Genomic DNA, 24,284 nt, shown 5'->3' with positions numbered 1-24,284 from the left:
TATAGTACAAGCGATATACATGGAAAGAGTTAGATTTTGGAATAAGGTTCTGGTCCTTTGCTTTTCGTTGGTTTGGTTAATCAACGGATTATTCTGTAAGGTATTGAACCTGGTACCGAGGCATCAACAGATCGTCGCTGAGATCTTGGGAGAGACCTATGCAAGACCTCTGACTATTGCTATCGGAATTTCTGAAGTGTTCATGGCTATCTGGATAATTTCAAGGAAATATAGCCGGCTGAGTGCTATTGCCCAGATCCTTTTGATTGTAAGCATGAATATCATGGAGTTTGTTCTTGCAGCCCATATGTTGCTCTGGGGCAGGTTCAACATTGTCTTTGCATTCTGTTTGGCAGCATTGATTTACTACCAGGAATTTGTTCTGCAAGCAGGTTTGGAAAGGAGTAACCGAATTGCTTAACTTCCAAAATCATCCCTTTGCGGTTGAAGCTTATTTTGAGAGCTCAACGATCCTGACCTTTGCCGTTGCTAAAGAAGAATTGGAAAAATATGTTCCTAAGCCATTGACACTGGATCTATATGAAGATAAATGGGGCTTTTTGACGATAGCAATGGTCAAGACCAAGGATCTCAGACCAAAGGGATTTCCCAAGTTTCTAGGGAATGATTTCTTTCTGATAGGCTATAGAATCTTTGTAAGATATCAGACCAGTACCGGTAAAAACCTGCGCGGTCTCTATATCCTTAAATCTGAAACCAATAAATTGAAAATGGAGCTCTTAGGCAATCTCTTTACCCGTTATGCTTATACCACCACTGATATTTCACAAAAAATAGAAGGTCATCAAGTTGAAATACAATCCGATAAATCAAAATTTACCCTGCTGTATTCAAGAAAAACTGATGGCGAGATGAAACTCCCCGTCAACTCTGTATTTCCCTCATGGAAAGAAGCTCGACGTTTTGTAGGGCCATTACCCTTTACATTTGAGATCGATCAAACAAAGAACCAAGTTTTGATAATTGAAGGCGTGAGGGAGAACTGGACTGCTCAACCCATTGAATTAATCACTGCCGATTTTGATTTCATTGATCGTTTTAACTTTCAGCATATTCAACTCTCTAATGCCTTTGAGATCCGTGATGTTCCATATTATTGGAAGAAAGGAGTATTTGATCCATGCTAACAAGGACAAATTTTCAAGGAGTTTGGAATATCGTACGCTTTAACTGGCATCAATACTTCATATTATTTGTTGTCGCTCTGCTGTTGCTTATATGGGGGGCAATGAGCAGTGGAATGCTACAGCTTATTATCTATGTTCTTGTTCTCCTTTCATTCGCACAGGTTTTGGTCACTTTACTGGTTTCCTACTATGTATACGATCTTTCCGGCCTATATGAATTAAAACAGGTTGGTGATCTAAATTGCTTGAAGGTCCTAAACATCAGTGCTGGATTTGATGAGACCAGTGACATCCTGAAGCAGCAATTCCCCGACATTATTTTGCAGAAGGCGGATTTCTATGACCCATTACAACATACCGAGCTCTCCATAAAGAGGGCGAGGAAGGCTTATCCATCCAGTCAAGATACACTGCTAGTCAAGACAGAAGAACTTCCTTTTGCAGAGGCTTCCTTTGATAAGGTTATCTGCATCTTTTCCGCACATGAGATCAGGAATGTGAATGAGCGGATAGCCTTTCTGAAAGAGTTAGCAAGGGTTTGTGATGCTAGGGGTGAAATTATTATTATGGAGCATTTAAGGGATGTTCCAAACTTTTTGGCCTATAACATCGGATTTATGCACTTTTATCCGAAAAGCAATTGGGAGACCTGCTTTGCCACTGCTGGATTAAAGGTGACGGAAGAACTGAAAACAACTAAATTTGTCTCCATATTTAAACTTAAACCGAATGGAACTCCAAATTGAGATTATTGGTTACTTATTGATACTCTTATCCTGCATCCATGTCATATTCCCGAAGTACTTTGGCTGGAAGGAAGACCTGGCCCCTCTGCAGCAGATCAATAGATCGATGATGAAAGTGCACACCTTTTTTATTGCGCTTACAGTGTTCTTGATGGGGCTGCTTTGTGTTACATCTGCAGAAGATCTGTTACAAACTGAATTAGGAAGGAAGATTTGCTTAGGTTTAGGGCTTTTCTGGCTGATAAGGCTGTTTTTTCAATTTTTTATATACCCATCATCCTTATGGAAAGGAAGAAGATTGGAGACTGTAATCCATATTGTTGCTATTGTATTCTGGGTTTTCCTCAGTTACAGCTTTTTATGGGGATATTTTAGCAAGGGGAATTAAGAAAACAACGCTTTTATTAATTCACAGATAATTAACAACTACCTGACGTGTAATTATTTACCTAAACAACTGTTGTTCAAACAATTTTATTTTTTTCTTGCATTATTAATATTTTATTTTTGTAAACTTGTAGCTACAAAATGAAAAACATCTTTTGTACTACTATCAGTTGACAAGATTAGGATACTTAATTAATACTGGGCATTATGGGAAGCAACAAGAAAATGAGTGAGGTTATCAGAGATTTGAACCTACAACGCAAGCTTACTTTCGCTATTATTTGTGGCGGAGCAATGGCTATGACCTTATTAATAACTACTGTTGGGCTTTTTGTTAAACAAGAAAAAACTTTAATACTTTCTGTTTTGGTGGCTGCTTCGATTTTAGTCATCCTTCCAGCGGTATTAAAGCTTATCAAACTCAATTCAATCTTAAAGTCTGGAATGGAACTTTCTAGGTCCTAATTCTAAAGATATTATTCCTGATTATTTCGGAAAAAACTAATTGGTCCAAAGCTAAGCCTTGGACCTCATTTATTTTACTCCCTTGGCATTGTGCTAAAGTATAAGGGAGTTTTACCCTCCATTATTTTCCCGTTTTTATCTGAAGGAAATAACGTCAGGTTATTATTCATGTCATCCATTTGGAAGACAAAATAATTATCTCCTTTATTTAATCCTTTAACAGGGGCAGTACCCGCATTGATTGGAATCAATAAGGTGTTATTGTCAAAATAGCTGACCTCAATTTCCGTTTCCTCGTTCAACAGGACAAAATCTTGATCTTCTGCAAAAAACAGGTTTAAACCTTTATCCATATAGGAAGGATTAGAGCCGTAAGTTGAAGGGTTAGCAGTTTGGATCAAGCCTTTTCCTTTGACGGCATCAGATTTCTTCATGACCAAAGGTTGGCCAAGAAATTCTTTACTAAACTGTAAAGGAGGCGTGTCGGATTCTAACCACTCGTCATAAATACTGACCTCAAAGGAGAATGGTTTATTCCCTTTAAAAACCAAATAAGGCTCCTCCACATGGAAATCTCCAGTTAGGCCCTTTATTTTTTCATCGATGAAAGTGGAAAATTGTGACTCATTATAATCGATGTTAATGATGCTAAGATCTTCGGGTTTATCATAGTTAAATGAAACCGTCAATGCTACGGAGTTTCCATTTTCTTGAAGGCTGATCTCTTTATTTTTAAAGATGCTGAGTTCATTTGCCCAATTCAACTCCTTGTTCTTAAGTTTTTGGAACTCCTCCGTTTTCTGAACAGATTGCTCTTCGACGGTCGATATCAAGTTCTTTTGAACGATAACCACCTGCTTTTTAGTAGGATCCACACTTATCACGGCCTTCTCTGCAACCAAGCTGGGTTGCTCACGCATAAAAAAAGTCCCAATAATGATAAAGAATATTTTTACCTCATTCATTGTATTAATCTTTGTCTTCTAAGCTGTTTAATAAGATTTCGAACATTTCATTAGCCTCCTTAAGGACCTCCTGGTTGATTTCCGTTGTACGACTAGTACGGCTCAATTTCCCTAATTTTTCAGAAATTTCTATGTATGCCATGACCGTCTTATCGCCCCATAAATAATCATAAATAAAAGCCACCCCTTTCGCGTCTGGCTCTAGGTGTGCCGCCAGATCCTTGATCCAAGAGATCATTGGCAAGATCTCCGTATAGTTTTCGGAAAACTGTAGGCCTAACAGATACCAATACCCATCTTTATAGGCTTGTCTAGCAACTATATATTTATCTTCCAAGATATCCTCAAGAAAGTCTCCATTCGTAGGAACGATATATGCCGGAATATTTTTGAGGTCCATCTTGGAATGCATCACCCTAGAGTCCCACCATTCCAGCCAGTTACTGTTTATGGTACTTGCAATGGGTCTTGCCTTTAGGAAAGTATCAAGGTCTTCTTTCGAAATCCTTACTTTGATATATAATGAACATTGTTCAGACATAATTTAGGGTTTAAATGATACCATATTTGAATAACACATAGCCAGTGCCAATTGTTAGCATCGGCAGGGCAAAAAGCATGAGGATAATACTGCCCAGGTGCAATCCCCAATAAGATACAATCCTTGCAGACTGCGGATCTGAAGCTTCATAGACCACAGGAACCTTTTCACCTACCTTATATTGAGGCGGATTGGACCTGAAGTTAGGGCTAAAGGGATAGGTCTTTTCTCCCGCTTTTATTTCCATCACAGGTTGGTACATCATCGAAGTACCCTTTTCGTCCGTGGAGCGCACTAATTTGTTCTCTATCACGACAGCACTCCCGTAAACACCTTTTGCCAACATTTTCTTTGTCTTTAAATATAGGGAAATCGAAAACCCTAATAGGATCAGACCCAGAAATAATAATGACCAATGTATAATTGCAGACATATCAATTTACTTTGTTGTTTTCAATAAAAGGGAATTTATCCATAAAATATTCTCCTATAAATGGAAGAGGCTTCTCAACATTATTAATAGCATGAAGAATGCCAACAATCATCAAAATAAAAATTAGCAGACTAAATAAGTTGAAAATAAAGGCAATAGATGGAGCTATAGCCATTAATATGGACAGAATGATCACGAACAAAAAGGAGGAGATGATTAACCCCAGACCTTGACGCAAATGGTAGGCGCTGAATTGATCCCTATTATTTTTCCCCGCAAAATAGGCCAGCAACCAAAGGATTCCCAGATAACTTAATACTGCTTGTGCTTTTGAACTCATATTCCTTCCTGAATTTAATAATGTGTGTGAAGCCTTTCTCTCTGTAACCTAATTACGGAACTCTAAAGCTCTCTTTTCTTCAATTTAAATTTCTTAAACATTTTTGGAAACTTCAGCACACGGTTGAGCACAATCTGTATACAGGCTCCAACTCTGTATATACAAAGTATATACAGAAAACGCAACAATCTGGCTTACAGGGCTATAATTCCTTGGCTAGGTTTTTGATTCTTTCCTGAAGAAACCATTCTATCAAAAAAAAATAATAGATTGCCAATTCCAATTTTTGTTCAATTATCCATATGAGAAATATCCTGATCCTTTTTCTTTTGCTTAATACGGTTACGGTATGGGGACAAAGCCTACTCGATGGCACTGAGGATGTGGTGAAGCAAGTGGAGCTCCTAAACCTGAAAAATCAGGACGATAAATCTTTAGAAATCCTTAACCAAGCCCTTAAGAATCCCGCCAATGGACCCGATGATCTTATCTATCTGAATACCTTCAAGAGCGGAATCCTATTGGAAAGGGACAGCTTGAAACTGGGAAGTCAAGCCGTAGATATCGTCATCGAGCAACAGGACAAAACCAATAGCCCCATCAGCAAAGCGATGGCTTTAAGAGCGAAAGCATTCTTAAATAGCTACCTGAACCTGACTGATGAAGTCATCAAGGATTCCAAGGAAGCCCTCAAGCTTTTGGAAAATGAAAAGAACGTAGATAATCTCAATTATTATTTCAACTACTTGATCTATGCGACTTACACAGGTTGGGATGAAAACGACAAAATGCAGCATTATATCCAAGAATGTGATAAATACGCCAAAAAGACCAATAATAAGAACTACATCGCCAATGTCCATCTCGGTTTTGCCAGCGTGTACTTAAATAGATATAGGAAGACCAATGAACAAAAGGATATCGATAGCAATTTCTACCACCTGGAAAAGGCCTATCAACTCTTTGAGCAATTTCCTGCCGAGGTGAGCAGCAATACCTTTGTTGTGGCATCCATTAATTTGGCCAACTATTATCTGGAGTTTGATAATGGCCCGATTGCCAAGAGAAAGGAACAAGCCTATAAGTATTTGGATGAAGCGGAAATAGAACTTAAAAACGATCGCGCGAGGTTCAGCAGATGGATCAACATATACGGCATCAAAAGTGATTTTGCTATCAAAGAAGGAAATATTGCCTTGGCAGAACAATATCTGATCCAGGGAGTCAGCCGATTGGACTCCCGAAGGGATAATTCCCTGTTCCGATTGGAATACCTGCTCTATAAGCATCTTGCAGACCTTTCTGAGAAAAAGGGTGATATCACCTCTGCGCTGAATTACCAGAAAAAGTCGGAAAGCGTCCTGAAACAGAACTTCGATCAGGAGCAGATTACCAATACCCAAAAGCTGGAAATCCAGTATGAAACCGAGAAAAAAGATCAACAACTAAAGCTTTTGGGAGAAACGGCTGATTTGCGCCAGAGACAGAACTACCTCTATGGTGGATTGGCTATACTGGCCACCCTTGGCTTGGCCTTTATGTTTAGGTCCTATCACTTCAAACTTCGTTATTCCATCGAACGCGAAAAGAAATTGGCGATGGAAAAAGAAGATGCTGAGTTGAATGCCGAAATGCAGGTAAAGTTGGAGAGGGAAGAGCAAGCTAGGTTAAAGGCCGAGCAGGATCTTTTGGAGCTGAAACATCAACAGCTACAAAAAGAAGCCCTTGCCAATTCACTGATCATTGAGCACAAAAATGATATGCTCAAGCAGATCCAATCCAAATTGCAGGATGGTGATTCGCGCGATATTCAACGTTTGTTGCGTGAAGAAACCCTCTTGAATGCAGATTTCGATGATATTAAATGGCAGATCCAGCAATTGCACCCGACTTTCTTCTCTCAATTGATTGAAAAAGCGAACCAAAAACTGACTCCATTAGATCTGCGGTACTGTGCATACATCTATTTACAGATGTCAACCAAGCAGATTGCCCAGGTGCTGCACATTGAAGCCCAATCAGTCCGGATGTTCAAATATAGATTGAAACAGAAGTTTGGTCTTTCCAAAGACAGTGACCTTGAATCCTTCCTGCAAGAAGTTGGGTCTTAAAAATCCTCGCCTATGAAAATCACCCTAACTATCAAATGGAGCTATAAAGCGATCCTGATTTCGGTTCTTAGCTGTTCATTTTTTAGCTCCTGCAAAGCTCAGGTCAATGAAAATTACATTTCGATCGACAAAGTTCCCGAATTGACTGAAAAGGAAAACTATAGTTTCGATATTCCATTTCAGCCATCGAAGATAAAAAACGCTGCAAATGGGACGGAAGCCGATATCCTATATCAAAATAATGATCTCTCCTTTAGCTTTTTCAATGACGTATTGTTTCTCAGCCCCCAAAAAGGTCTGATTGTAGGTGGTACCAATCTCAGCATACGTGCTACAACCGATGCGGGGAAAAACTGGAAGGGCTTAGACTTTTCCAGGTTTGCAAATGCTTTCCATAGTATAGCCAAGACCAAAGAGCACATCTTTGTTTTAGGAGAAAGTAAATATGTATTCAGGACCGACCAGAATCTTGAAAAATGGGAGGTATTCAATTCCCAATCCTTATACTCCTCGGAGGCAAGCATTGCTTGGTATAAGCTCCGTTTCTTAAATGATAGTTTTGGAATAGTGGTAGGTCAAAGGAAAGACAACGGAAGACCTATCATGATGTCGACCAAAGATGCAGGGAACACCTGGGAAGCGATAAATTTGGAAGGGTCGGTTCTCAAGGATTATGCCTTGGTTGAACTATCTATCTTGGACCAAAAGACATGGATTATTTTGGATGATTCCATTGGGATAACCTATATCACTACTGATGCTGGTAAAACCTGGCAGGATATCACTTCCAATATGCAATACAATACGGATGCGACGCTGCGATCCTTATGGTCGGTCAATCCCAATGAATTGTTTGCAGCAGGTTCCAGATCCTTTTGGAGATCGACCGACTTGGCCAAAAACTGGACAAGACTGGATTTTCCAAAACCTTTCAACCCAATCGAGATCTATAACGAAGGCGATTATTTAACCCTTACCGATATCACCGGATTAGGTCAAGAAATCTATGTGACCAGCATGGCTTCCGATAATGACGATGGACGTACAGCCTTTGCCTATAAATTGGATCGAGAAGATATGACTTTGAAACCATTATTGCGTTCTGATAGTTCCACCTTTATCGGGGAATCACATGCCATTTATGCTTTAGATAAAGAGCATATTTATCTCTTGGACCGGGATAAACTATATCGGGTTCAGGATAAATAAGCACATAAAAAAAGGAGGCCATTCAGCCTCCTTTCCCATGAATCATTTATTTACTAATAACCTGGATTCTGTGTCAATCCTCCACCTAAAGATATTTGGGCTGTAGGTATTGGATAGACCATAAACTCCTCCTTGGTTAATGTCTTGTACTTTTTCATCGCCAATTTTGTCCGAACAAAATCGAACCAGGTCTCACCCTCAAACATCAGTTCGCGTTCTTTTTCTTCCTGAACAGCAGTGATGAAATTTGCAAGGCTGCCAAAGGAACCAATTGCTTTGGATACTCCGGCACGATCCTGGACCATCTTTAATGAATTATAAGCAGCCTGGCTTACGCTATTGTCTACCCTTGCCTTCGCTTCTGCATGGATTAGATACAGTTCTGCCAATCGGATGACCGTAACATTTTGGCTTGAGGGCGAAAAGTTTGGAAACTTACCCATGAAGTAGTTGTCATTGCTTCCTTTTTTGATGGTAAATGCTTTTCGCTTATCAGCATCTTCATACAGGTCCAGTACCGTTGAATCCTTTGCAAAGAACAAAACCGATGGATTATCATTGGCTACTGCTGCCAATGGATTGGTCACCTGATCATCAAATTGCAGTTCAAAGATTGCTTCGTTTGTATTCTGGGTTGTCCAGATGGTACTGAAATCTGACACCAAACTGAAACCTCCCGAAGTAATCACTTCATTGGCCAAGTCAGCGGCTTTCTTGTAATCATTGGTAAAGGCAGCTTGGTATAGATATACCTTGGCCAATAAGGCTTTTGCACCCCAATGCGAGGCTCTTCCTCTACCTGCATCGCCAGTATAAGGGTTTTCCTTCGGTAAGGCAGCGATAGCCTCAGTTAGGTCCTTGACGATCTGTGCGTAGGTATCCTCTTTCTTTGCCTGAGGAGTTTTTATATCATCACCTTCTTTCGTCGCTTTTAATTTTAGGGGAACCCTTTCAAAAGCTCTGACCAAGAAAAAGTAATTTAAGGCTCTGATGAATTTTGCCTCTCCGATAAAGATCTTTTTCTTTTCTTCCGAGATCATGGAACCGTCCATGTTGGGAACTTCATCGATCACGTTGTTTGCCGCATTGATCGTTGCGTACAAGGCCTGCCACATATTGGAAGTCCAAGGATTGATAGCTTGGATTTCATGGCTGGCGAAGGTCTCATACTCTGGATAGACCGCAGAATGCCTTACATGCACCGCTGAAAATTCAGGAACGACCAAGGTGGACTGACCATAGGAAAAAGGACTGGTCATGGTCCTATATGCACCGATTACGGCAGCATTTGCATTCGTTTCCGAGTTGAAAAACTCATCTTCTGCAATCTGTCCCAAAGGATCTTTGTCTAAAAACTTGTTGCATGAACTCAGTGAAACCGCTGTCAATGCAACGAAACATATGGATAATATTCTATTTTTCATTTTCATATTCGCGACTCTTAGAAAGTTAAGTTAATACCTGTTGTGAAAATCCTTGGTTGTGGATAACTTCCATAGTCATAACCGTAAATTAAACCTGTGTTTGCTCCGCCGTGGCTAGAACTAACCTCTGGGTCATATCCTCTGTATTTGGTAAATACGTAGGCATTCTGAACCGTTACGTAGAAACGTAATCTCTTCATCTTGATGCGTTCCGCAATCTCGTTAGGAAGGGAATAACCTAAGGTGATATTTCTGATCCTGAAGAAAGAGCCATCTTCTACAAATCGTGAGGAAACCGCTCCATTGTCTAAGCTTCCCGGTGCTGGTCTTGGAACATCCGTGATGTCTCCCGGTTCGCGCCATCTGTCTACAAAATCAACAAACTGGTTAGAACTCGGGTTGAAGCCCTCTAGACCCGATGCCAAGTTGTAGTTGAAGATATCATTGCCATAAGAGAATTGACCTAAAATGCTCAAGTCAAAATTCTTGTACTCAAAGTTATTGCTGATACCACCAAAGAACTGTGGATTCGGATCACCGATCATCACATGGTCTTCATAATTTGTAGGTGCTACTGCTTCACCATTCTTGCCTAGGTAATCGATCATACCTGTTTCTGGATTAACACCCAAAGCTTTCCAGCCATAGAAAACACCTAATGGCATTCCTGGAACAGCTCTGTTCAGATCACCTACACCACCGCGCATTTCAGTCAGTCCTTCTGGCAAAGCCAAAACTTTATTTCTATTGAAAGTCATGTTCAGGGATGTGCTCCATTTGAATTCGCCCACTAAGTTTTTGCTGCTTAATTCAAATTCGAAACCTTTGTTTTCAATATCTCCAGAGTTGGTGAAACGGTTGATAAATCCTGAACTGGTCAAGATCGGTAGACCGATCAACAGATCCGTGGTCTTCTTGTAGTAGTAATCTGCCAATAAGGAAATCCTATCATTGAAGAAACCAGCATCTACACCCACGTTCCATTGTCTTGTGGTTTCCCATTTCAAACCCTTGTCACCAAGTACGTTTGGAATAAAACCGGCTTGGCCCATGTAGTTGTTTCCGCTTGAGTATAATGAACGGCTGGCATAGTTACCGATGTTCTGGTTACCGGTGATACCCCAGCTGGCTCTCAATTTCAAGTCGCTGAACGTGCTGTTGTCTTTCAGGAAGTCTTCCTCAGAAATCCTCCAAGCTGCAGCCATGGATGGGAAAACTGCCCAACGGTTGTCAGAACCGAAGCGTGATGAACCGTCCATACGAACATTCGCATTGACAATATATTTGTCTTTGTACACATAAGATGCTCTTGCAAAACCTGATGCAATGGCCCATTCTTCTGGATATGCATTGGCTCCGGTGATCACACCCCCTGCAGTTACATAAGGGATATCATTGTTCGGGAATCCGGTCCTTTGTGCATGGGTAAATTCTAAACGAGAACCTTGAACCGAGAAACCTCCCAATGCATTGATATAATGGTCTCCCATGGTCTTGTCAAAGGTCAAGGTCGTCTCATTGATCCATAATTGGTCACGCGTACTTCTGCTTGCTCCTATACCACCCTGACTGGCATATGAACGCAAACCAGTTGGGGGCATAAAGAAAGTCTCATCAATAAAGCTTAAATCTGTACCAAAACTGGTCTTCAACAATAATTCAGGGATGATGTTATATTCTGCACTGGCATTTGCCAAGATGCGGTAAGTCTGTGCCTTATTTGTTGGCAATTCAAGCATGGCAACTGGGTTCTCCCTGGTCAACCTGACTTGGTCATAGTAATAATTGCCATTCTCACCATATACCGGAATATTCGGTGGAGAGAAGATCCCCGATTTGGTCGATCCTTCTTTCGAATTCTCTTCCTGTACACGATGGTTTGTCGCTCTGGTCAAATTGATCGAGGTCGCGAATCTTAACTTGTCACTGTGTTGGTGATTTAAGTTCAAGCGCCCACTTAAGCGGTCAAAATCTGAAGAAAGCAATACACCGCCTTGTTTCATGTAACCAACCGAAGTATAATATTGTGTCTTATCGCTTCCACCACTTGCTGCAAGCTCGTAGTTCCTGGTTGGAGAAGTCCTGAAAATTGCATTTTGCCAATCGGTATTGATACCTGGGTTAGCAAAGATTTGATCAGGGATAGGCTTTGACGGATCTTGCTCTTGCAAGATTCTATAATAGTCTTTCATGTAATCTTGGTACTGTGCCGTATTCATGAAGTCATAATATCTTTCTTTCGGAACTTGGGAGAAACCTTCATACATGTTGAATGTAAACTGGCTCTGTCCAGCAAGTCCTTTTTTCGTAGTGATCAATACCACACCATTAGCCGCTCTGGAACCGTAGATGGATGAAGAGGCCGCATCTTTCAGGACCTCAATGGATTGAACATCCGAAGGGTTGATGGATGACAGCACATTGATCCCTTGGGTACCACCACCGAAATCAAACGTGGAACCACCTGTAAAGTTGGTCGTACTGTTCACGGGGATTCCATCTACCACATATAGTGGATCAGAACTGGCATTGATGGAGGTTGTACCACGAACACGGATACTGATACCACCACCTGGTGAACCCGATTTTTGGGTAACCTGTACACCACCGGCTTTACCTTGGATGGCCTGGGTTACACTAGGCAATACCTCATCTTCGATTTCATTGGCACCGATACTGGATACCGCCGTTGGTAGGGTTGCTCTTTTCATCGTTCCATAACCTACAGCAACCACCTGAACGGATTCAATCGTATTGGTTTCTGTCGCCATCACAACTTGGATATCCTTTCGGTTTCCCACAGTCTGGGTAATGGTCTTGTAGCCTACGGACGAAAAACGGATCCTACTTTTTGCATCGGCAGCGATCTGGAATTTACCATTTTCATCGGTACTGGCACTTAGATCCGTTCCGACTACTTTCACGGTAATTCCCGGAAGAGGGCCTGATGGGCCGCTAACTGTACCTGTGATCACATTTTGACCAGTAGGTGCTGCAACAGCCGCATCGGTCTGTGCGGTACTGTCTGTCGCAACTGCCGTCTGTGTACTGTCGGTCTGTACTTGGGTACTGTCCGTTTGGGTTGCCGAACTATCGGTTTGTTCTGTGCCTTCTGTTTCAGCAGCTTCCGTTTCTGGAGTTGCAACCAGCATCTTCACGTCCAACTGTTTTTGGTTGTTGACATGAACTTCCTGTGTGGCAAATCCCGATTTTAAAAAGACCAACATCCCATTTGGGTTGGCCGCGATTTTGTATTCGCCATTTTCATTGGATAGCACACTGTTTGTTGTCCCCTGCTCTGTTACCACTACGCCCTCAATGGCTGTTCCAGTGGAGTCAGTAATCTTACCAATGATATCTAAGGAATCAATGGAAGGATGGTGGGGATTGATTTTAAAGTTTGTTTCTAGTTTGTGATTCTTTTCTGTGGCGCTTGCCCGTCCTTGATGGCAAAAGAGCATGAGAGCACATGCTAAGAAAAGCGAACGGTAAAGGATTTGCATCATATGTTAATTATTTATCAGGGTAATTTTCTTAATAGAATTCCGCTCAAAAGTTGGTTATCAAAACTTGTTGCGAGAACAAGGATTAGTGCTTTATTGATAACCATTATATCAAGTTTGTTACATTGATACGTAATACTTAAACGCCAACAAACCTTTTTTGTTGTTAAAAAATGTGAAATAATTAAAATAACAACAATTTAAGACAAAAGATACTTTTATTAAATACTTAATAATTAAGCTAAAATGGATAGAATTCCGGCTAGAAACGGCATCCAATAATTCACTTAAAAGCTGTATTTTTCTGTGAAAACTTTTTCGGGATTAAAGAAAAATGGAGTGAGTTTGGGGAAGATTCTTCGAGAATGGTTTTACCCATATTCGAGCCATATTGCTAAAATTCGGAATGTGTCTCGAATAAGGTCCAATTCAGATCAACAACTTATTTAGGGATTTACTTGGATTAAAAATTGGTCATTTTTATTGCCAAAGATTTCATGCTTGAATAAATTTCCTTGACCGGATCAATATACATAAAAAAAACAGCAGCAGCTTGGGGCTACTACTGTTTCAGATCTTATATTTTATAGGCGATTAAATACCTAATATTTCTCTATTGAAGTTTTCATCAGCTCCAGTTGCTGCGAAATCGTCGAATGCTTTATCGGTAACTTTGATAATATGGTTCTTGATAAATTCTGCACCTTCTGTTGCACCATCAACCGAATTTTTCAAGGCACATTCCCATTCCATTACTGCCCATCCATCAAAATCATAAGCAGCCAGTTTACTAAAGATTCCCTTGAAGTCCACCTGTCCATCTCCTAATGAACGGAACCTTCCTGCGCGTTCTACCCAGCCTGAGTAACCGCCATAAACACCTTGTTTACCCGTTGGGTTAAACTCCGCATCTTTAACATGGAACATCTTGATACGCTCATGGTAATGATCGATATAGCTTAAATAATCCATGCCCTGTAATAATAGATGGGATGGATCGTATAGTAAGCAAGCTCTTGGGTGATTGTTTGCCGCTTCTAGAAAGCGCTCATAACTTACCCCATCATGTAGGTCTTCACCGGGATGGATTTCGTAACAAACATCCACGCCATTTTTGTCGAATTCATCCAAAATTGGAAGCCATCTTTTTGCTAATTCCTTGAAGCCTGTTTCGACTGCACCGGCAGGACGTTGAGGCCAAGGATAGACCATATGCCATAACAAGGCTCCACTGAATGTCGCATGGGCATTAAGGCCCAGGTTAGCTGAAGCTTTGGCCGCTAACTTCAATTGGTCGATAGCCCATTCGGTTCTGGCCTTAGGGTTATTTCTATATTTTTCAGGAGCGAATCCATCAAAAAGTTTATCATAGGCAGGGTGAACCGCCACTAATTGACCTTGAAGGTGGGTAGATAACTCTGTAATCTCAACCCCTTGTTCTTTAAGTTTTCCCTTGATTTCATCTGCATAGGTTTTGCTTTCCGCAACTTTCTGCACATCAAAGAAGTTTGGTTCATTAGTCGGGATCTGTACACCTTTAAAACCCAATGAGCTCGCCCATTTACTAATGGTTTCTAAATTATTGTACGGTGCTTCATCGGCTATAAATTGGGCTAGGAAAATGCCCGGTCCTTTTAATGTTTTCATAAAAAAATAGTTTGACTAAATATAACAATTCAATCCGTTATATAGTGTATTTGAAACACTAAATTCTATTTCAGTAACAAATCATTTGCAAAATCTGTAGGTCTTTTGCCCGTCGTCTGGAGAAAGGTGTTGGAAAAGGAAGCGATGCTTTTATAGCCTACGGCATAACTTATTTCGCTGATGCTCCTTTCTCTGGCAAGGATTAATTCAATGGAACGGATGATGCGGGCGGTCTTGACAAATTGCAAGAATGAGGTATGTAGATGCTGCTCAAACAATCGGCTCAAGCTCCGTACACCGAGATTGAATTTTTTCGCAACGACTTCCAATCGCAGATCGGTATGGAGCATATTGCTGATATAGGAAAGTATGGGCTTGAGTTGATGTTGATTGGATGTTGGCAAGGATAAACTGAACCGCATGGGACTCAATTGAGGAAGTAGCTGAACCATGGAATGAAGAAAGTTGTGTTGTTCCTCTCCTTTGTTGAAAACCGAAGTTCCGCAGAATTTTAGGCTTTCAATAATCAAGGGATGTGCTGGGAAAATCCCGATTTCCTGATGGAAAGGTTTGAGCTGTTTCTTACTTAATGGGATATAAAGGTTCCGGACCAGTACATGTTGTTCACGCTGATGGCTAAATTTGTGCTCCAAATGTGGAGGTATCCATACATAGTGATAGGAAGGAATAAAATAAGCCTTTTCTCTTGTATGCAAATAGGTTAGACCACCCTCCAAAAGGGTAAGCTGGGCTTTGGCGTGAGAATGGAAATCGAAATGTTCGGGTTTCATCTGAAAGGTCAAGACCTGCTGATCCTCTGTACTTACCCATTTTAAGAAATCCTTTTCCATAGTAAGGTCAAAGATAGAAAGGTTTGGCTAGAAAAATATAATTTATGTCCCATTATATAAAAAACAGCTAGTGTTAATTGTGGACCTTTGTGCCTCAATATGAATACGAATAAAATTTGGACGAGGGATTTTATATTATCCTGTTTAGGCTGTTTCTTTCTTTTTGTAAACTTCTATATGCTGTTATCATCCATGCCATTGGCGATCAAGCAGCATATGGGCGGTACTGCTCGAGACATGAGTTTGGTTGTTTCCGTTTATCTGTTGGGGATTGTATTGTTACGTCCGTTTTCCGGGGTGATTTCAGATCGAATCGGATCTAAAAAGATTTCCGTTATTACCCTGTTTTTATTTGTGGTCTGTTCATTTATGTATCTTGGGATTCATGCCATAGTACCATTGCTGCTTGTTCGGATGATACACGGGGTTTTCCATTCGCTTGCCACAACGGCACATGCCGCCATGGCCATCACTATGGTTCCCAATAGCAGAAAGGGCGAGGGAGTTGGCTATTATGGCTTGGCGATGAGCCTCTCCATGGTGCTTGGGCCAGCTTTGGGACTGTATATCTTAAATTCATTTGGCTTCGAGGTCTTGATCCTTGTGGCGTCAATCTTCTCGGTCATAAGTTGGCTATTGACCTTGTTCATAAAAAATCCAGAAACAGTTAAACACGCAGTACCTGCCAAAGTTGGAAAGCAGAAATTCAGTTTTTCAAACTTTATTGAAATGAAGGCCGTCCCGGTCTGCATTTCAGCGATGTTGTTTGCTTTCTCATATTCCTCCATTATCTCCTTTATGGCGGTTTATACGACCGAGTTAGGCATGCCGATAGCGGCTATGTATTATTTTATCACCTTCGCTATCAGCATCATGGTAACCCGCCCCATCATAGGGAAGTTATTGGATTCCAAGGGACCTAGTTATTTGATCATACCTTCATTGATCATATTTGCCCTTGGCCTGATGATCATGGGATCAGCTACTTCCATGTTCCAGATCTTACTTTCCGGTGTGATTCTAGGGGTAGCTTACGGTGCGATATTCCCAAGTTTCCAGACCATCACCATCAAATTAAGTCCTGTGGACAAAGCCGGTTCGGCTACAGCAACCTTCTTTCTGTTTTATGACAGTGGATTTGGTTTGGGAGCCTTTGCTCTGGCCGTCGTGGCATCCTATTTTGGCTATGCAAAAATGTATATGATCGTAAGCGGGTTGATCCTCTTGACCTTGCTTTTATATTATCTATTATATCATCGAAAACAACAGACCTCAATAGCGAATTAATTAATTCAATAGCGATGGATACACCTTTGATAATATTTTTCAAAGGTGTTTTTTTTATCCAATTTTCAGCCTTAACTCTTGGTTATGAGCATAAAATCGATAGAATGTTATTCTATTACAAAGGCTTCATTCATTTTCTTAACAGTTCTTGGCATAATGATTGGAAGTATGCCCGAGGAGTAAATTGAAAATTTATATAGAAACTATTTTACAAGCATTATGAAAAAGTTAATGATTTTGGGGTTAATGGCAATAGGATTGGCTTCTTGTAGCAAGGAGACGTTAAACTATGCTGAACGTGATACTGCATTGAATTTACTTCGTGCAAACAAGTGGTTTTCTGTAGTGGAAACGACCAAAGAAGAGGGTAAAGAACCAGAGGTAGATACCTTGGTAGGTGACGATGAAACACAATACATCGAATTCAGGGCAAACAACAACGCATACATTATGCTGAAGGATGCAAATTTTGCTCCTGCAATTCCCTATTCAATGCCAGAAAAGAAAACGTTAATTTTTGATGGGGTAACTTATCAAATCCAAGAGAGCTTGATTGGTTCAATCAAGAAATTCACTGGTGTTAATGTAACTGGTACAACAACTAGAACAATAGTATTTACGAGACGTTAGGTTAAACTTAATTTTGAGAACTGGCACATGCGTTTTACGGGTGTGCCTTTTTTGTTTTTAGGGCTAGCCAAATGGTTTTCTTCGTTACTTTTGAAGCCCAAAAGTAACCAAAAGGCTTCGGCTCATTTAAGATGGCTTTTCGCACCATCCATCACACATGAAAAGAATGCCTTGATGTCGAGGATGCCGTTCTTCAAAATTCTCCCTTTTGATGGGAGAATTTCTTGAAAGCATCCAAGGCCAAACCCATCGCACAGGGCAACGGCATTCTTTCCATTTTTCCGCCATTGGAAATGAGCCGGGGGCAAAGAGCTTCCTTCGGAAGGTGAAATGTTTGTAGAAAACCCCTAGCGGGGTGGAATATTTTTCTATACCCTTTTTGTGTCACCCTGAGGGCTCCCCGAAGGGTCTCGAAACTATCCAAACTTCATTTGAAATAGTTTTCTCATCTTACGATTTCGAAATGACGGCGATCCTAAAAAAATAAAAATAGATTCTTCGTTTCACTCTGAATCCCTCCTTAGCGCATTTTTATTCTGAACGATCAGTGAGGAATCTGTACGGTTCTCCTCCTCTAGATCTTGTCATTCTTAACCGAAGGTTAAGAAACCGTACGCCAATACTATCCGTAATATTTAAATTGATTAGGTCTGTAATATTCCGAGACCCTTCCTTCGTCAGAGTAACACAGAAAGGGACATTTTTTTGCGCTGTACAACCTCCAGAGGGGGTGGCTTTTTCAAATCTTGGTCCATCCTCTTATCCTTTGCATCTTGGTTCATTCCATGATCTTGGTCCATCCTCTCATCCCGTACCCTGAGCGAAGCCGATGGGCATCCTGGTTCAAAACCCGTTGAAAGAGCGGCTGCGGTTCTTATTTCCTGTTCTTTTCTTCAATCCACTGGGATAGGTATTTGCTGGAAAGGAATTGATTGGACCAGAGAATTTGGCCTATCATGTTTTTGCGACGGTGGGTATCGGGTGCTTGTTGGATTTTTTCAAGGGCGGTTATGAAGTCTTTACCCCAATCTGGATCGATCAAGGATTCTAAAATCTGCTGTGATCTATTTGCTGCACTTTCCCATGCATGCTGGTCTTTATACAGCGAGACGGCTTTGTCAACAATTTCATCGGTTTCATCTGCAATTTCACCTGGCCATTCATGGCCGTTAAACATGGCTTCTGCGCCGACCTTGCTACTGATTGATGGAATCCCAGCGAACAAGCCATCGATAAATTTGCCTTTCAGTCCTGCGCCGAAAGGTATTGGAGCCAATAAAATGCGGTATTTTTTTAGGGTATCTACTGCATGCTCGGCCCTTCCCATAATACGGAAGCCTTGCTTTGGCTGGTTGAGTTGCCAAACCTTTTCGCTGGGATAGGCGCCATAGATATGCACTTCTGCTTTAGGTAATTGCTTTCGAATCGAAGGCCAGATTTCCTTGATGCGTTGTACGGTTTTCCAGTTAGGTTCATGGAGGAAATTGCCGATAAAGGTAAAATGTTCCCGATCCTCAAATCCTAATTGTTCCTGTTCTTGATGTTGGATCTGGAAAGGTAAATAGCTTAATATTTGTGGATTGATGGCAAACTCTTCCTGAAGGAGCTTCATTTCATATTCGGATATGATCAAACTGAGATCCGAGCGGTAAATGGCGGTCAATTCCCGTTTCGCCAGGTCGGAATAGAGCATGTCAGCGTTGAAATCTAATCCTTTTTTATAGGCTTCTTGGCGTGCTTGCCTAACGAAATGCAGGTCTTCGGTGTCCAAAATGCGTATAGCCTGAGGACAGGCCTGCGCCACCCTCCAGCTATATTGCTCTTCGATCATGAAACGGTCGAAAAGTACAAAGTCTGGATTTAGATCTTTGATAAATTCATCAAAGGAGGAGTCGTTCAGTTTGATCTCAACCTCAGCTACAGCTTTGGCTTCTAAGGGGAAGCTATGTTCAGATTTACTGGCGGCTGAGGCAAAGGTGATTTCAAATCCTTGGGAATTAAATAGATCGATGAGTTGCAGCATTCGCCAACCTGCCGCAGAGGAGGTCGGTTCAGGCCATACCAAACCGATGATAAGCATTCTTTTTCCCATGCTGCAAATTAGCATTATTTCATGTATTTAGGGGGATGATTTTGTTTTCATTACCTTTGTGGAAATTTTCAATGCTATGTTAGGACTAAAACTTTTGACAGACCCAAGATGGGCCAATATCGCGGAATCTAATTTGGAAGAGATCTTGACGGATCATGCCTGGTGTGAACAGAAGGCAGCTTCGAATGCCATTTCATTGATTACCCAGAATTCTGAACTTGAGGATCTGGTGCATGAGCTGACTGCCATAGCCATTGAAGAGATGGAGCATTTCAAGATGGTGATCGATATCATCAAGGAGCGTGGTTATGAACTAGGTCGCGAAAGAAAGGATGATTATGTTGGCCAGTTGATGAAATTTGCCAAGAAAGATGGTTCCAGAAACCAAGCTTTTATCGATAGGCTATTGTTCGCTGCGATGATCGAAGCAAGGAGCTGTGAACGATTCAGGGTATTGTCCAAGAATATCAAGGATCAGGATCTGGCGAAGTTCTATCATGATCTTATGGTTTCGGAAGCGAACCATTACACCACCTTCCTGAATTTTGCCAAGAAATACACAAAAGATGTGGATGTAGATAAGCGCTGGAAAGAATGGTTGGAGTTTGAAGGAAATCTTATCCAATCCTACGGTAAGAAAGAACAGATCCACGGATAAAAAGGATATTAAAAAAGGCATTTCGAAAGAAATGCCTTTTTCTATTTTTATGCCTCACTGGCTTCTTTATCTTTATCCTTGATGGCCAATTGACCACAGGCCGCATCGATATCTTTTCCTCTACTTCTGCGCACATTGGTGATCACGCCTTGGCTACGTAAGTAAGTGGCAAACTGATCGATCTTATCCGCTTCTGCATTCACGAAATCTGCCAAAGCAATTGGGTTGTATTCGATGATATTGACCTTACAAGGTACATTCTTGCAGAATTTTGCCAACTCTTTGGCATCCTGTAGTTCATCATTGAAATTATGGAAAACAATGTATTCGAAAGTAATCGGGCTCTTTGTTTTAGCATAGAAATATTTCAATGCCTCAGCCAGTGCTGCCAATGAGTTCTGTTCATTGATCGGCATGATTTCATTCCTTTTGTCATCGTTTGCCGCGTGCAGTGAAAGTGCAAGATTAAAGCGAACTTCATCGTCCCCTAATTTCTTGATCATTTTGGCGATTCCGGCAGTGGAAACTGTAATTCGTTTCGCCGCCATATTCAGACCATCTGGGGAAGTGATGCGATCCACCGATTTCATCATGTTGCTGTAGTTCAACAAAGGTTCACCCATACCCATATAGACGATATTGGTCAATGGATGTCCATATTTTTCTTCAGCCTGTTTTGCGATCAGTACTACTTGATCATAGATCTCATCGGCATTCAAGTTTCGCTTACGGTCCATATAACCGGTAGCACAGAATTTGCAGGTCAAGCTACAGCCCACCTGAGAACTCACGCAGGCCGTCATGCGGTCATCTGCAGGAATCAGGACTCCTTCAATTACGTTGTTGTCGTATAAGCTGAATGTACTTTTTATGGTTTTATCCGAGCTGATCTGGGATTGTTTTACCTTAACGGCGTTGATGGTAAAATTGGCCTTCAGGGTTTCGCGCAATGACTTGCTCAGGTTGCTCATTTCATCGAAATCAGTACAGGATTTTTGCCATAGCCATTCGTAAATCTGCTTGGCACGAAAACCCTGTTCACCCATTTCAACAAGTGCATCCTTTAATTGAGCTAAACTCAAGCTCCTGATATCTACCGTTTTTACTGCTTTTTCCACGTTACAAAGATACATCAAAAATTATAAGCTAGAAGTAATAATATTCTTGTAGAGCCAATCAAGGTGTTATGCAATAAATTATCATTATCAATTTGTTATCTCTTTTCTTTGCTTCGTTAAATTTCTTTCCGAATATTTATTATTGGGCATATAATCATTGGCTGATGGATAAAGGAAAGGTAATCAGGATTTTGATGTGCATGCTACCCATCTTTATTCTGTCTTGTAAGCAGGTGAGAACCAATTTTTGTATTCGAGATTTTAAGAAAGAATTTAGGCGGAGTGTATCCGAAGGGAAGATTGATTTCCAGCAGATGAACTGTTTTCCTTGGGACACCTTGATGATCTTGGCTCCCTATCATTACAGTGATCAGATCAAAGAAGAAACTGGTCTGGTTATCCCGGGGTATTTAAGTAGTGTAAATGCAGAAAAAGCCTTTTTGGTATTTTTGGAGAGGAGAAATATCCAAAGGATCATTCCCATTTCGCAGCAGGATCTGGATCTCGGTTCCTATATCCGCCAAAAAGCTTTTTCTGCAAGTTTCCTGGTTATGGACAGGAAAGATTGTAGCTCAATTATTCTTGAGAATTAATCTTCTTTGCTTTCCTGTTTTTTCTGATTCTCTGGATTGCCCACAACACGAGGATAACAATTGTCCACACTGGCCATAAGCTGATGATGCCTAAAGCTATGGTCTGGATCATATTCCAGCCAAAAACCAATGAATCCTTGATTTTTACCCAAAAGGAATTACTGCCCATTGGGAGATTAGCTTGGTATTCAAAAAGATTGATGGTAATTGTGCTGTAGTCTACCTGATTGCTCAGATTACGCATGGTCGCTTCACTACTCTCAATATCTTCCTGCAATTGTCGGATCTGTTCTTGGATTTCAAGCAGATCCTTTACATTTTTCGCACTGCTGACCATATTCTGATAGCGTTCAAGGAATGCTCTTTTGCTTTTAAGCCTTGACTCTATATCATAATATTCAATAGAAACATCTCTTGCACTGATGTTTTTCTCGGTTACTTTATCCTCTCCATTTTCCAGTTCATTCAAGAAATGGTCAAAGGCATTTGCTGGGACACGGATGCTGAGGTTATAGGAGGTGAAATCATTGTTGTTATTCGTGATTTCTTGTTCGTAGTAAGCATTGTGTTTTTTTAACAGCGCATCCAGACTGGCTTTACTTTGCTCAATTTTTTTGGATTCTAGTGATATGTTCCCTGTACGGATGATCTTGGCTTTTGAATTTTGTTGATTCTGAAGCGGCTCATTTTGTGGGGCTTCATTTCTATCAGCGGAAGTGCTTTTCAACATTCTGGCTTCTGGAGCAGGTATGTTATCTTCAAGGGTTACAATTTCTACATTCGCAGCGTTAGCTTGAGATTCATTCTGTTTATTTGAGCATGCTCCCATTGCTAGTAGCATAACGAGGAGCCAAAAATAATTTCTTTTCATATTGTAAGTTTATAGGGTGATGCAGGAATTTTGGAAATTCCATAAATTGAAACAAATAAAAAAAGGGCCATGGCCCTTTTTTTATTTGTTTCAACAATAGTTTATTTCAATGCAGCTTTCACTTTTGGAATGATTTGGTTTCCGTAAAGTTCAATGGCTTTCATCATTTTACTGTGATCTGGGCTGCCCACATCGGTATGTGCAGAGAACCTGGTCAATCCAAAGGTTTCTTGGATCTGCAAGATTTTGTCTACGGATTCATTGACATCGGCCACGATAAGGTGCCCATGGTTTGAACGTCCATAATCATATTGTGTTCTTTGGTATGGAGGCCATCCTCTTGATGCTCCGATTCGGTTCATCTGTGCAGAATAATATGGATAATACCAATCAGCGATTTCTTTGGAATTTTCTCCGAAGAAGGAATGCATATGCACACCGACTTGGTATTTGCTCATGTCGTGACCATTATCTTGGTAAGCTTGTTCATAGATTTCAAACAATGGTTTGAAATTGATCGGTGAGCCGCCAATAATGGCAAACATGACCGGTAGGCCCAATCTACCTGCGCGGATTACGGATTCGGTTGTACCACCAACTGCAATCCAGATCGGTAATTTATCATTGACCGCTCTTGGGTAGATGCTTTGATTGATCAAGCTAGCACGGTGTTTACCAGTCCAGTTGACGGTCTGTGAATTGTTGATACGAAGCAGAAGGTCTAGTTTTTCTTCAAATAGTGAGCTGTAGTCTTTTAAGTCATATCCAAACAGTGGGAATGATTCAATGAAAGACCCACGTCCGGCCATGATTTCTGCCCTACCATTTGAAATCAAGTCCACGGTTGCAAAATCCTGGTATAGTTTGACCGGGTCAGACGAGCTCAATACAGAAACTGCTGATCCTAGTTTGATTTTTTTGGTCACGGTTGCTGCTGCAGCAAGCACAATTTCAGGTGCCGCAACGGCGTAATCTGCACGGTGGTGTTCACCCATTCCAAAGAAATCAACACCCACTTCATCCATCAATTTGATTTCTTCTATTATTTCCTGTAGCCTTTGTTTCGGCGCTTGTATTTTCCCAGTTTGAGAATCAATTTGCAAGTCCCCAAACATGCCTATTCCTAATTCCATCTGTTTTTCCTTTCTTATATTAGTCTACAAAAATACAACCTGAATTGTTCTTAACTGTTGATTTATGATAAGAAGTGAAAGTGTAATGAATTCTTAACCTAATTGCAGTTATTTTTTAATGAAGAGGATTTA

Annotated in this window: 23 protein-coding genes; 11 read left to right on the top strand and 12 right to left on the bottom strand. The window is 40.8% G+C overall.

What is annotated here, in order from left to right:
• The first annotated feature begins 19 nt into the window (after positions 1–19).
• From NLF99_RS03140 to NLF99_RS03120, 5 genes are all read left to right on the top strand, one after another.
• Positions 20–421, top strand: coding sequence for a DoxX-like family protein (locus tag NLF99_RS03140; RefSeq protein ID WP_254526679.1), 402 nt, complete (start codon positions 20–22; stop codon positions 419–421).
• Positions 414–1,148, top strand: coding sequence for a DUF2071 domain-containing protein (locus NLF99_RS03135; protein ID WP_185212860.1), 735 nt, complete (start codon positions 414–416; stop codon positions 1,146–1,148). Before NLF99_RS03140 ends, NLF99_RS03135 begins: the two co-directional genes overlap by 8 nt.
• Complete coding sequence (locus tag NLF99_RS03130) at positions 1,142–1,894, top strand: class I SAM-dependent methyltransferase (RefSeq protein WP_254526678.1); 753 nt, start codon at positions 1,142–1,144, stop codon at positions 1,892–1,894. The genes NLF99_RS03135 and NLF99_RS03130 overlap by 7 nt, the downstream gene beginning before the upstream one ends.
• The gene (locus tag NLF99_RS03125) at positions 1,878–2,282 is read left to right on the top strand and encodes a hypothetical protein (RefSeq protein WP_185212862.1); all 405 of its coding nucleotides are present in this window, start codon (positions 1,878–1,880) and stop codon (positions 2,280–2,282) included. The genes NLF99_RS03130 and NLF99_RS03125 overlap by 17 nt, the downstream gene beginning before the upstream one ends.
• A gap of 206 nt (positions 2,283–2,488) precedes the next feature.
• The gene (locus NLF99_RS03120) at positions 2,489–2,746 is read left to right on the top strand and encodes a hypothetical protein (RefSeq protein ID WP_185212863.1); all 258 of its coding nucleotides are present in this window, start codon (positions 2,489–2,491) and stop codon (positions 2,744–2,746) included.
• Between the two features lie 74 nt (positions 2,747–2,820).
• Here the strand turns inward: NLF99_RS03120 and NLF99_RS03115 are convergent, their stop codons facing one another.
• The 4 genes from NLF99_RS03115 to NLF99_RS03100 are packed head-to-tail and all read right to left on the bottom strand — an operon-like array spanning position 2,821 to position 5,025.
• A complete protein-coding gene (locus NLF99_RS03115) occupies positions 2,821–3,711 on the bottom strand; it encodes a hypothetical protein (protein ID WP_254526677.1) in 891 nt (296 codons plus the stop codon).
• 4 nt (positions 3,712–3,715) lie between these two features.
• The gene (locus NLF99_RS03110) at positions 3,716–4,252 is read right to left on the bottom strand and encodes a hypothetical protein (protein ID WP_254526676.1); all 537 of its coding nucleotides are present in this window, start codon (positions 4,250–4,252) and stop codon (positions 3,716–3,718) included.
• A 10-nt stretch (positions 4,253–4,262) separates the two neighbouring features.
• Positions 4,263–4,685 (bottom strand): DUF3592 domain-containing protein, encoded by a 423-nt coding sequence (locus NLF99_RS03105; protein ID WP_185212866.1) that lies wholly within the window; start codon positions 4,683–4,685, stop codon positions 4,263–4,265.
• A 1-nt stretch (position 4,686) separates the two neighbouring features.
• Positions 4,687–5,025, bottom strand: a complete 339-nt coding sequence (locus NLF99_RS03100; RefSeq protein ID WP_254526675.1) for a DUF4870 domain-containing protein — start codon at positions 5,023–5,025, stop codon at positions 4,687–4,689.
• 302 nt (positions 5,026–5,327) lie between these two features.
• On the opposite strand from NLF99_RS03100, the gene NLF99_RS03095 reads away from it, so the two are divergent.
• Positions 5,328–7,136 (top strand): hypothetical protein, encoded by a 1,809-nt coding sequence (locus tag NLF99_RS03095; RefSeq protein WP_185212868.1) that lies wholly within the window; start codon positions 5,328–5,330, stop codon positions 7,134–7,136.
• Positions 7,137–7,148: 12 nt separating this feature from the next.
• Positions 7,149–8,345 carry a YCF48-related protein gene (locus NLF99_RS03090; protein ID WP_254526674.1) on the top strand — a complete coding sequence of 399 codons (1,197 nt, stop codon included), beginning with the start codon at positions 7,149–7,151 and terminating at the stop codon, positions 8,343–8,345.
• Positions 8,346–8,398: 53 nt separating this feature from the next.
• On the opposite strand, the gene NLF99_RS03085 is transcribed toward NLF99_RS03090, so the two are convergent.
• The 4 genes from NLF99_RS03085 to NLF99_RS03070 form a co-directional block, all read right to left on the bottom strand.
• Positions 8,399–9,769, bottom strand: a complete 1,371-nt coding sequence (locus NLF99_RS03085) for a RagB/SusD family nutrient uptake outer membrane protein (RefSeq protein WP_185216108.1) — start codon at positions 9,767–9,769, stop codon at positions 8,399–8,401.
• Between the two features lie 17 nt (positions 9,770–9,786).
• Positions 9,787–13,275 carry a SusC/RagA family TonB-linked outer membrane protein gene (locus NLF99_RS03080; RefSeq protein ID WP_185212870.1) on the bottom strand — a complete coding sequence of 1,163 codons (3,489 nt, stop codon included), beginning with the start codon at positions 13,273–13,275 and terminating at the stop codon, positions 9,787–9,789.
• A 591-nt stretch (positions 13,276–13,866) separates the two neighbouring features.
• Positions 13,867–14,919, bottom strand: a complete 1,053-nt coding sequence (locus NLF99_RS03075; protein ID WP_254526673.1) for a sugar phosphate isomerase/epimerase — start codon at positions 14,917–14,919, stop codon at positions 13,867–13,869.
• A 65-nt stretch (positions 14,920–14,984) separates the two neighbouring features.
• Positions 14,985–15,770 carry an AraC family transcriptional regulator gene (locus tag NLF99_RS03070; protein ID WP_185212872.1) on the bottom strand — a complete coding sequence of 262 codons (786 nt, stop codon included), beginning with the start codon at positions 15,768–15,770 and terminating at the stop codon, positions 14,985–14,987.
• A gap of 99 nt (positions 15,771–15,869) precedes the next feature.
• Here NLF99_RS03070 and NLF99_RS03065 point away from each other — a divergent pair, with 99 nt between their 5' ends.
• Positions 15,870–17,057, top strand: a complete 1,188-nt coding sequence (locus tag NLF99_RS03065) for an MFS transporter (protein WP_302328282.1) — start codon at positions 15,870–15,872, stop codon at positions 17,055–17,057.
• A 219-nt stretch (positions 17,058–17,276) separates the two neighbouring features.
• Positions 17,277–17,687 carry a hypothetical protein gene (locus tag NLF99_RS03060; RefSeq protein ID WP_254526671.1) on the top strand — a complete coding sequence of 137 codons (411 nt, stop codon included), beginning with the start codon at positions 17,277–17,279 and terminating at the stop codon, positions 17,685–17,687.
• Between the two features lie 874 nt (positions 17,688–18,561).
• Here the strand turns inward: NLF99_RS03060 and NLF99_RS03055 are convergent.
• Positions 18,562–19,779: a glycosyltransferase gene (locus NLF99_RS03055; RefSeq protein WP_254526670.1), complete on the bottom strand. Its 1,218-nt coding sequence runs from the start codon at positions 19,777–19,779 to the stop codon at positions 18,562–18,564.
• Positions 19,780–19,855: 76 nt separating this feature from the next.
• Here NLF99_RS03055 and NLF99_RS03050 point away from each other — a divergent pair, with 76 nt between their 5' ends.
• On the top strand, positions 19,856–20,437 hold the full coding sequence (locus tag NLF99_RS03050) for a tRNA-(ms[2]io[6]A)-hydroxylase (RefSeq protein ID WP_093100108.1): 582 nt from the start codon (positions 19,856–19,858) through the stop codon (positions 20,435–20,437).
• 47 nt (positions 20,438–20,484) lie between these two features.
• On the opposite strand, the gene rlmN is transcribed toward NLF99_RS03050, so the two are convergent.
• On the bottom strand, positions 20,485–21,570 hold the full coding sequence (rlmN, locus tag NLF99_RS03045) for a 23S rRNA (adenine(2503)-C(2))-methyltransferase RlmN (RefSeq protein ID WP_093100109.1): 1,086 nt from the start codon (positions 21,568–21,570) through the stop codon (positions 20,485–20,487).
• A 149-nt stretch (positions 21,571–21,719) separates the two neighbouring features.
• Between rlmN and NLF99_RS03040 the strand changes: the two genes are divergently transcribed.
• Positions 21,720–22,148 (top strand): hypothetical protein, encoded by a 429-nt coding sequence (locus tag NLF99_RS03040; RefSeq protein ID WP_254526669.1) that lies wholly within the window; start codon positions 21,720–21,722, stop codon positions 22,146–22,148.
• Here the strand turns inward: NLF99_RS03040 and NLF99_RS03035 are convergent.
• Positions 22,132–23,019, bottom strand: coding sequence for a DUF4349 domain-containing protein (locus tag NLF99_RS03035; protein WP_254526668.1), 888 nt, complete (start codon positions 23,017–23,019; stop codon positions 22,132–22,134). The genes NLF99_RS03040 and NLF99_RS03035 overlap by 17 nt on opposite strands.
• A 101-nt stretch (positions 23,020–23,120) precedes the next feature.
• Entirely contained in the window at positions 23,121–24,152 is a 1,032-nt protein-coding gene (locus NLF99_RS03030) for an LLM class flavin-dependent oxidoreductase (protein ID WP_254526667.1), read from the bottom strand.
• Between the last annotated feature and the right edge of the window lie 132 nt (positions 24,153–24,284).

The organism is Sphingobacterium sp. LZ11T8 (assembly GCF_024261425.1).
GTDB lineage: Bacteria > Bacteroidota > Bacteroidia > Sphingobacteriales > Sphingobacteriaceae > Sphingobacterium.
This window is presented reverse-complemented; position numbering and strand designations above follow the sequence as displayed.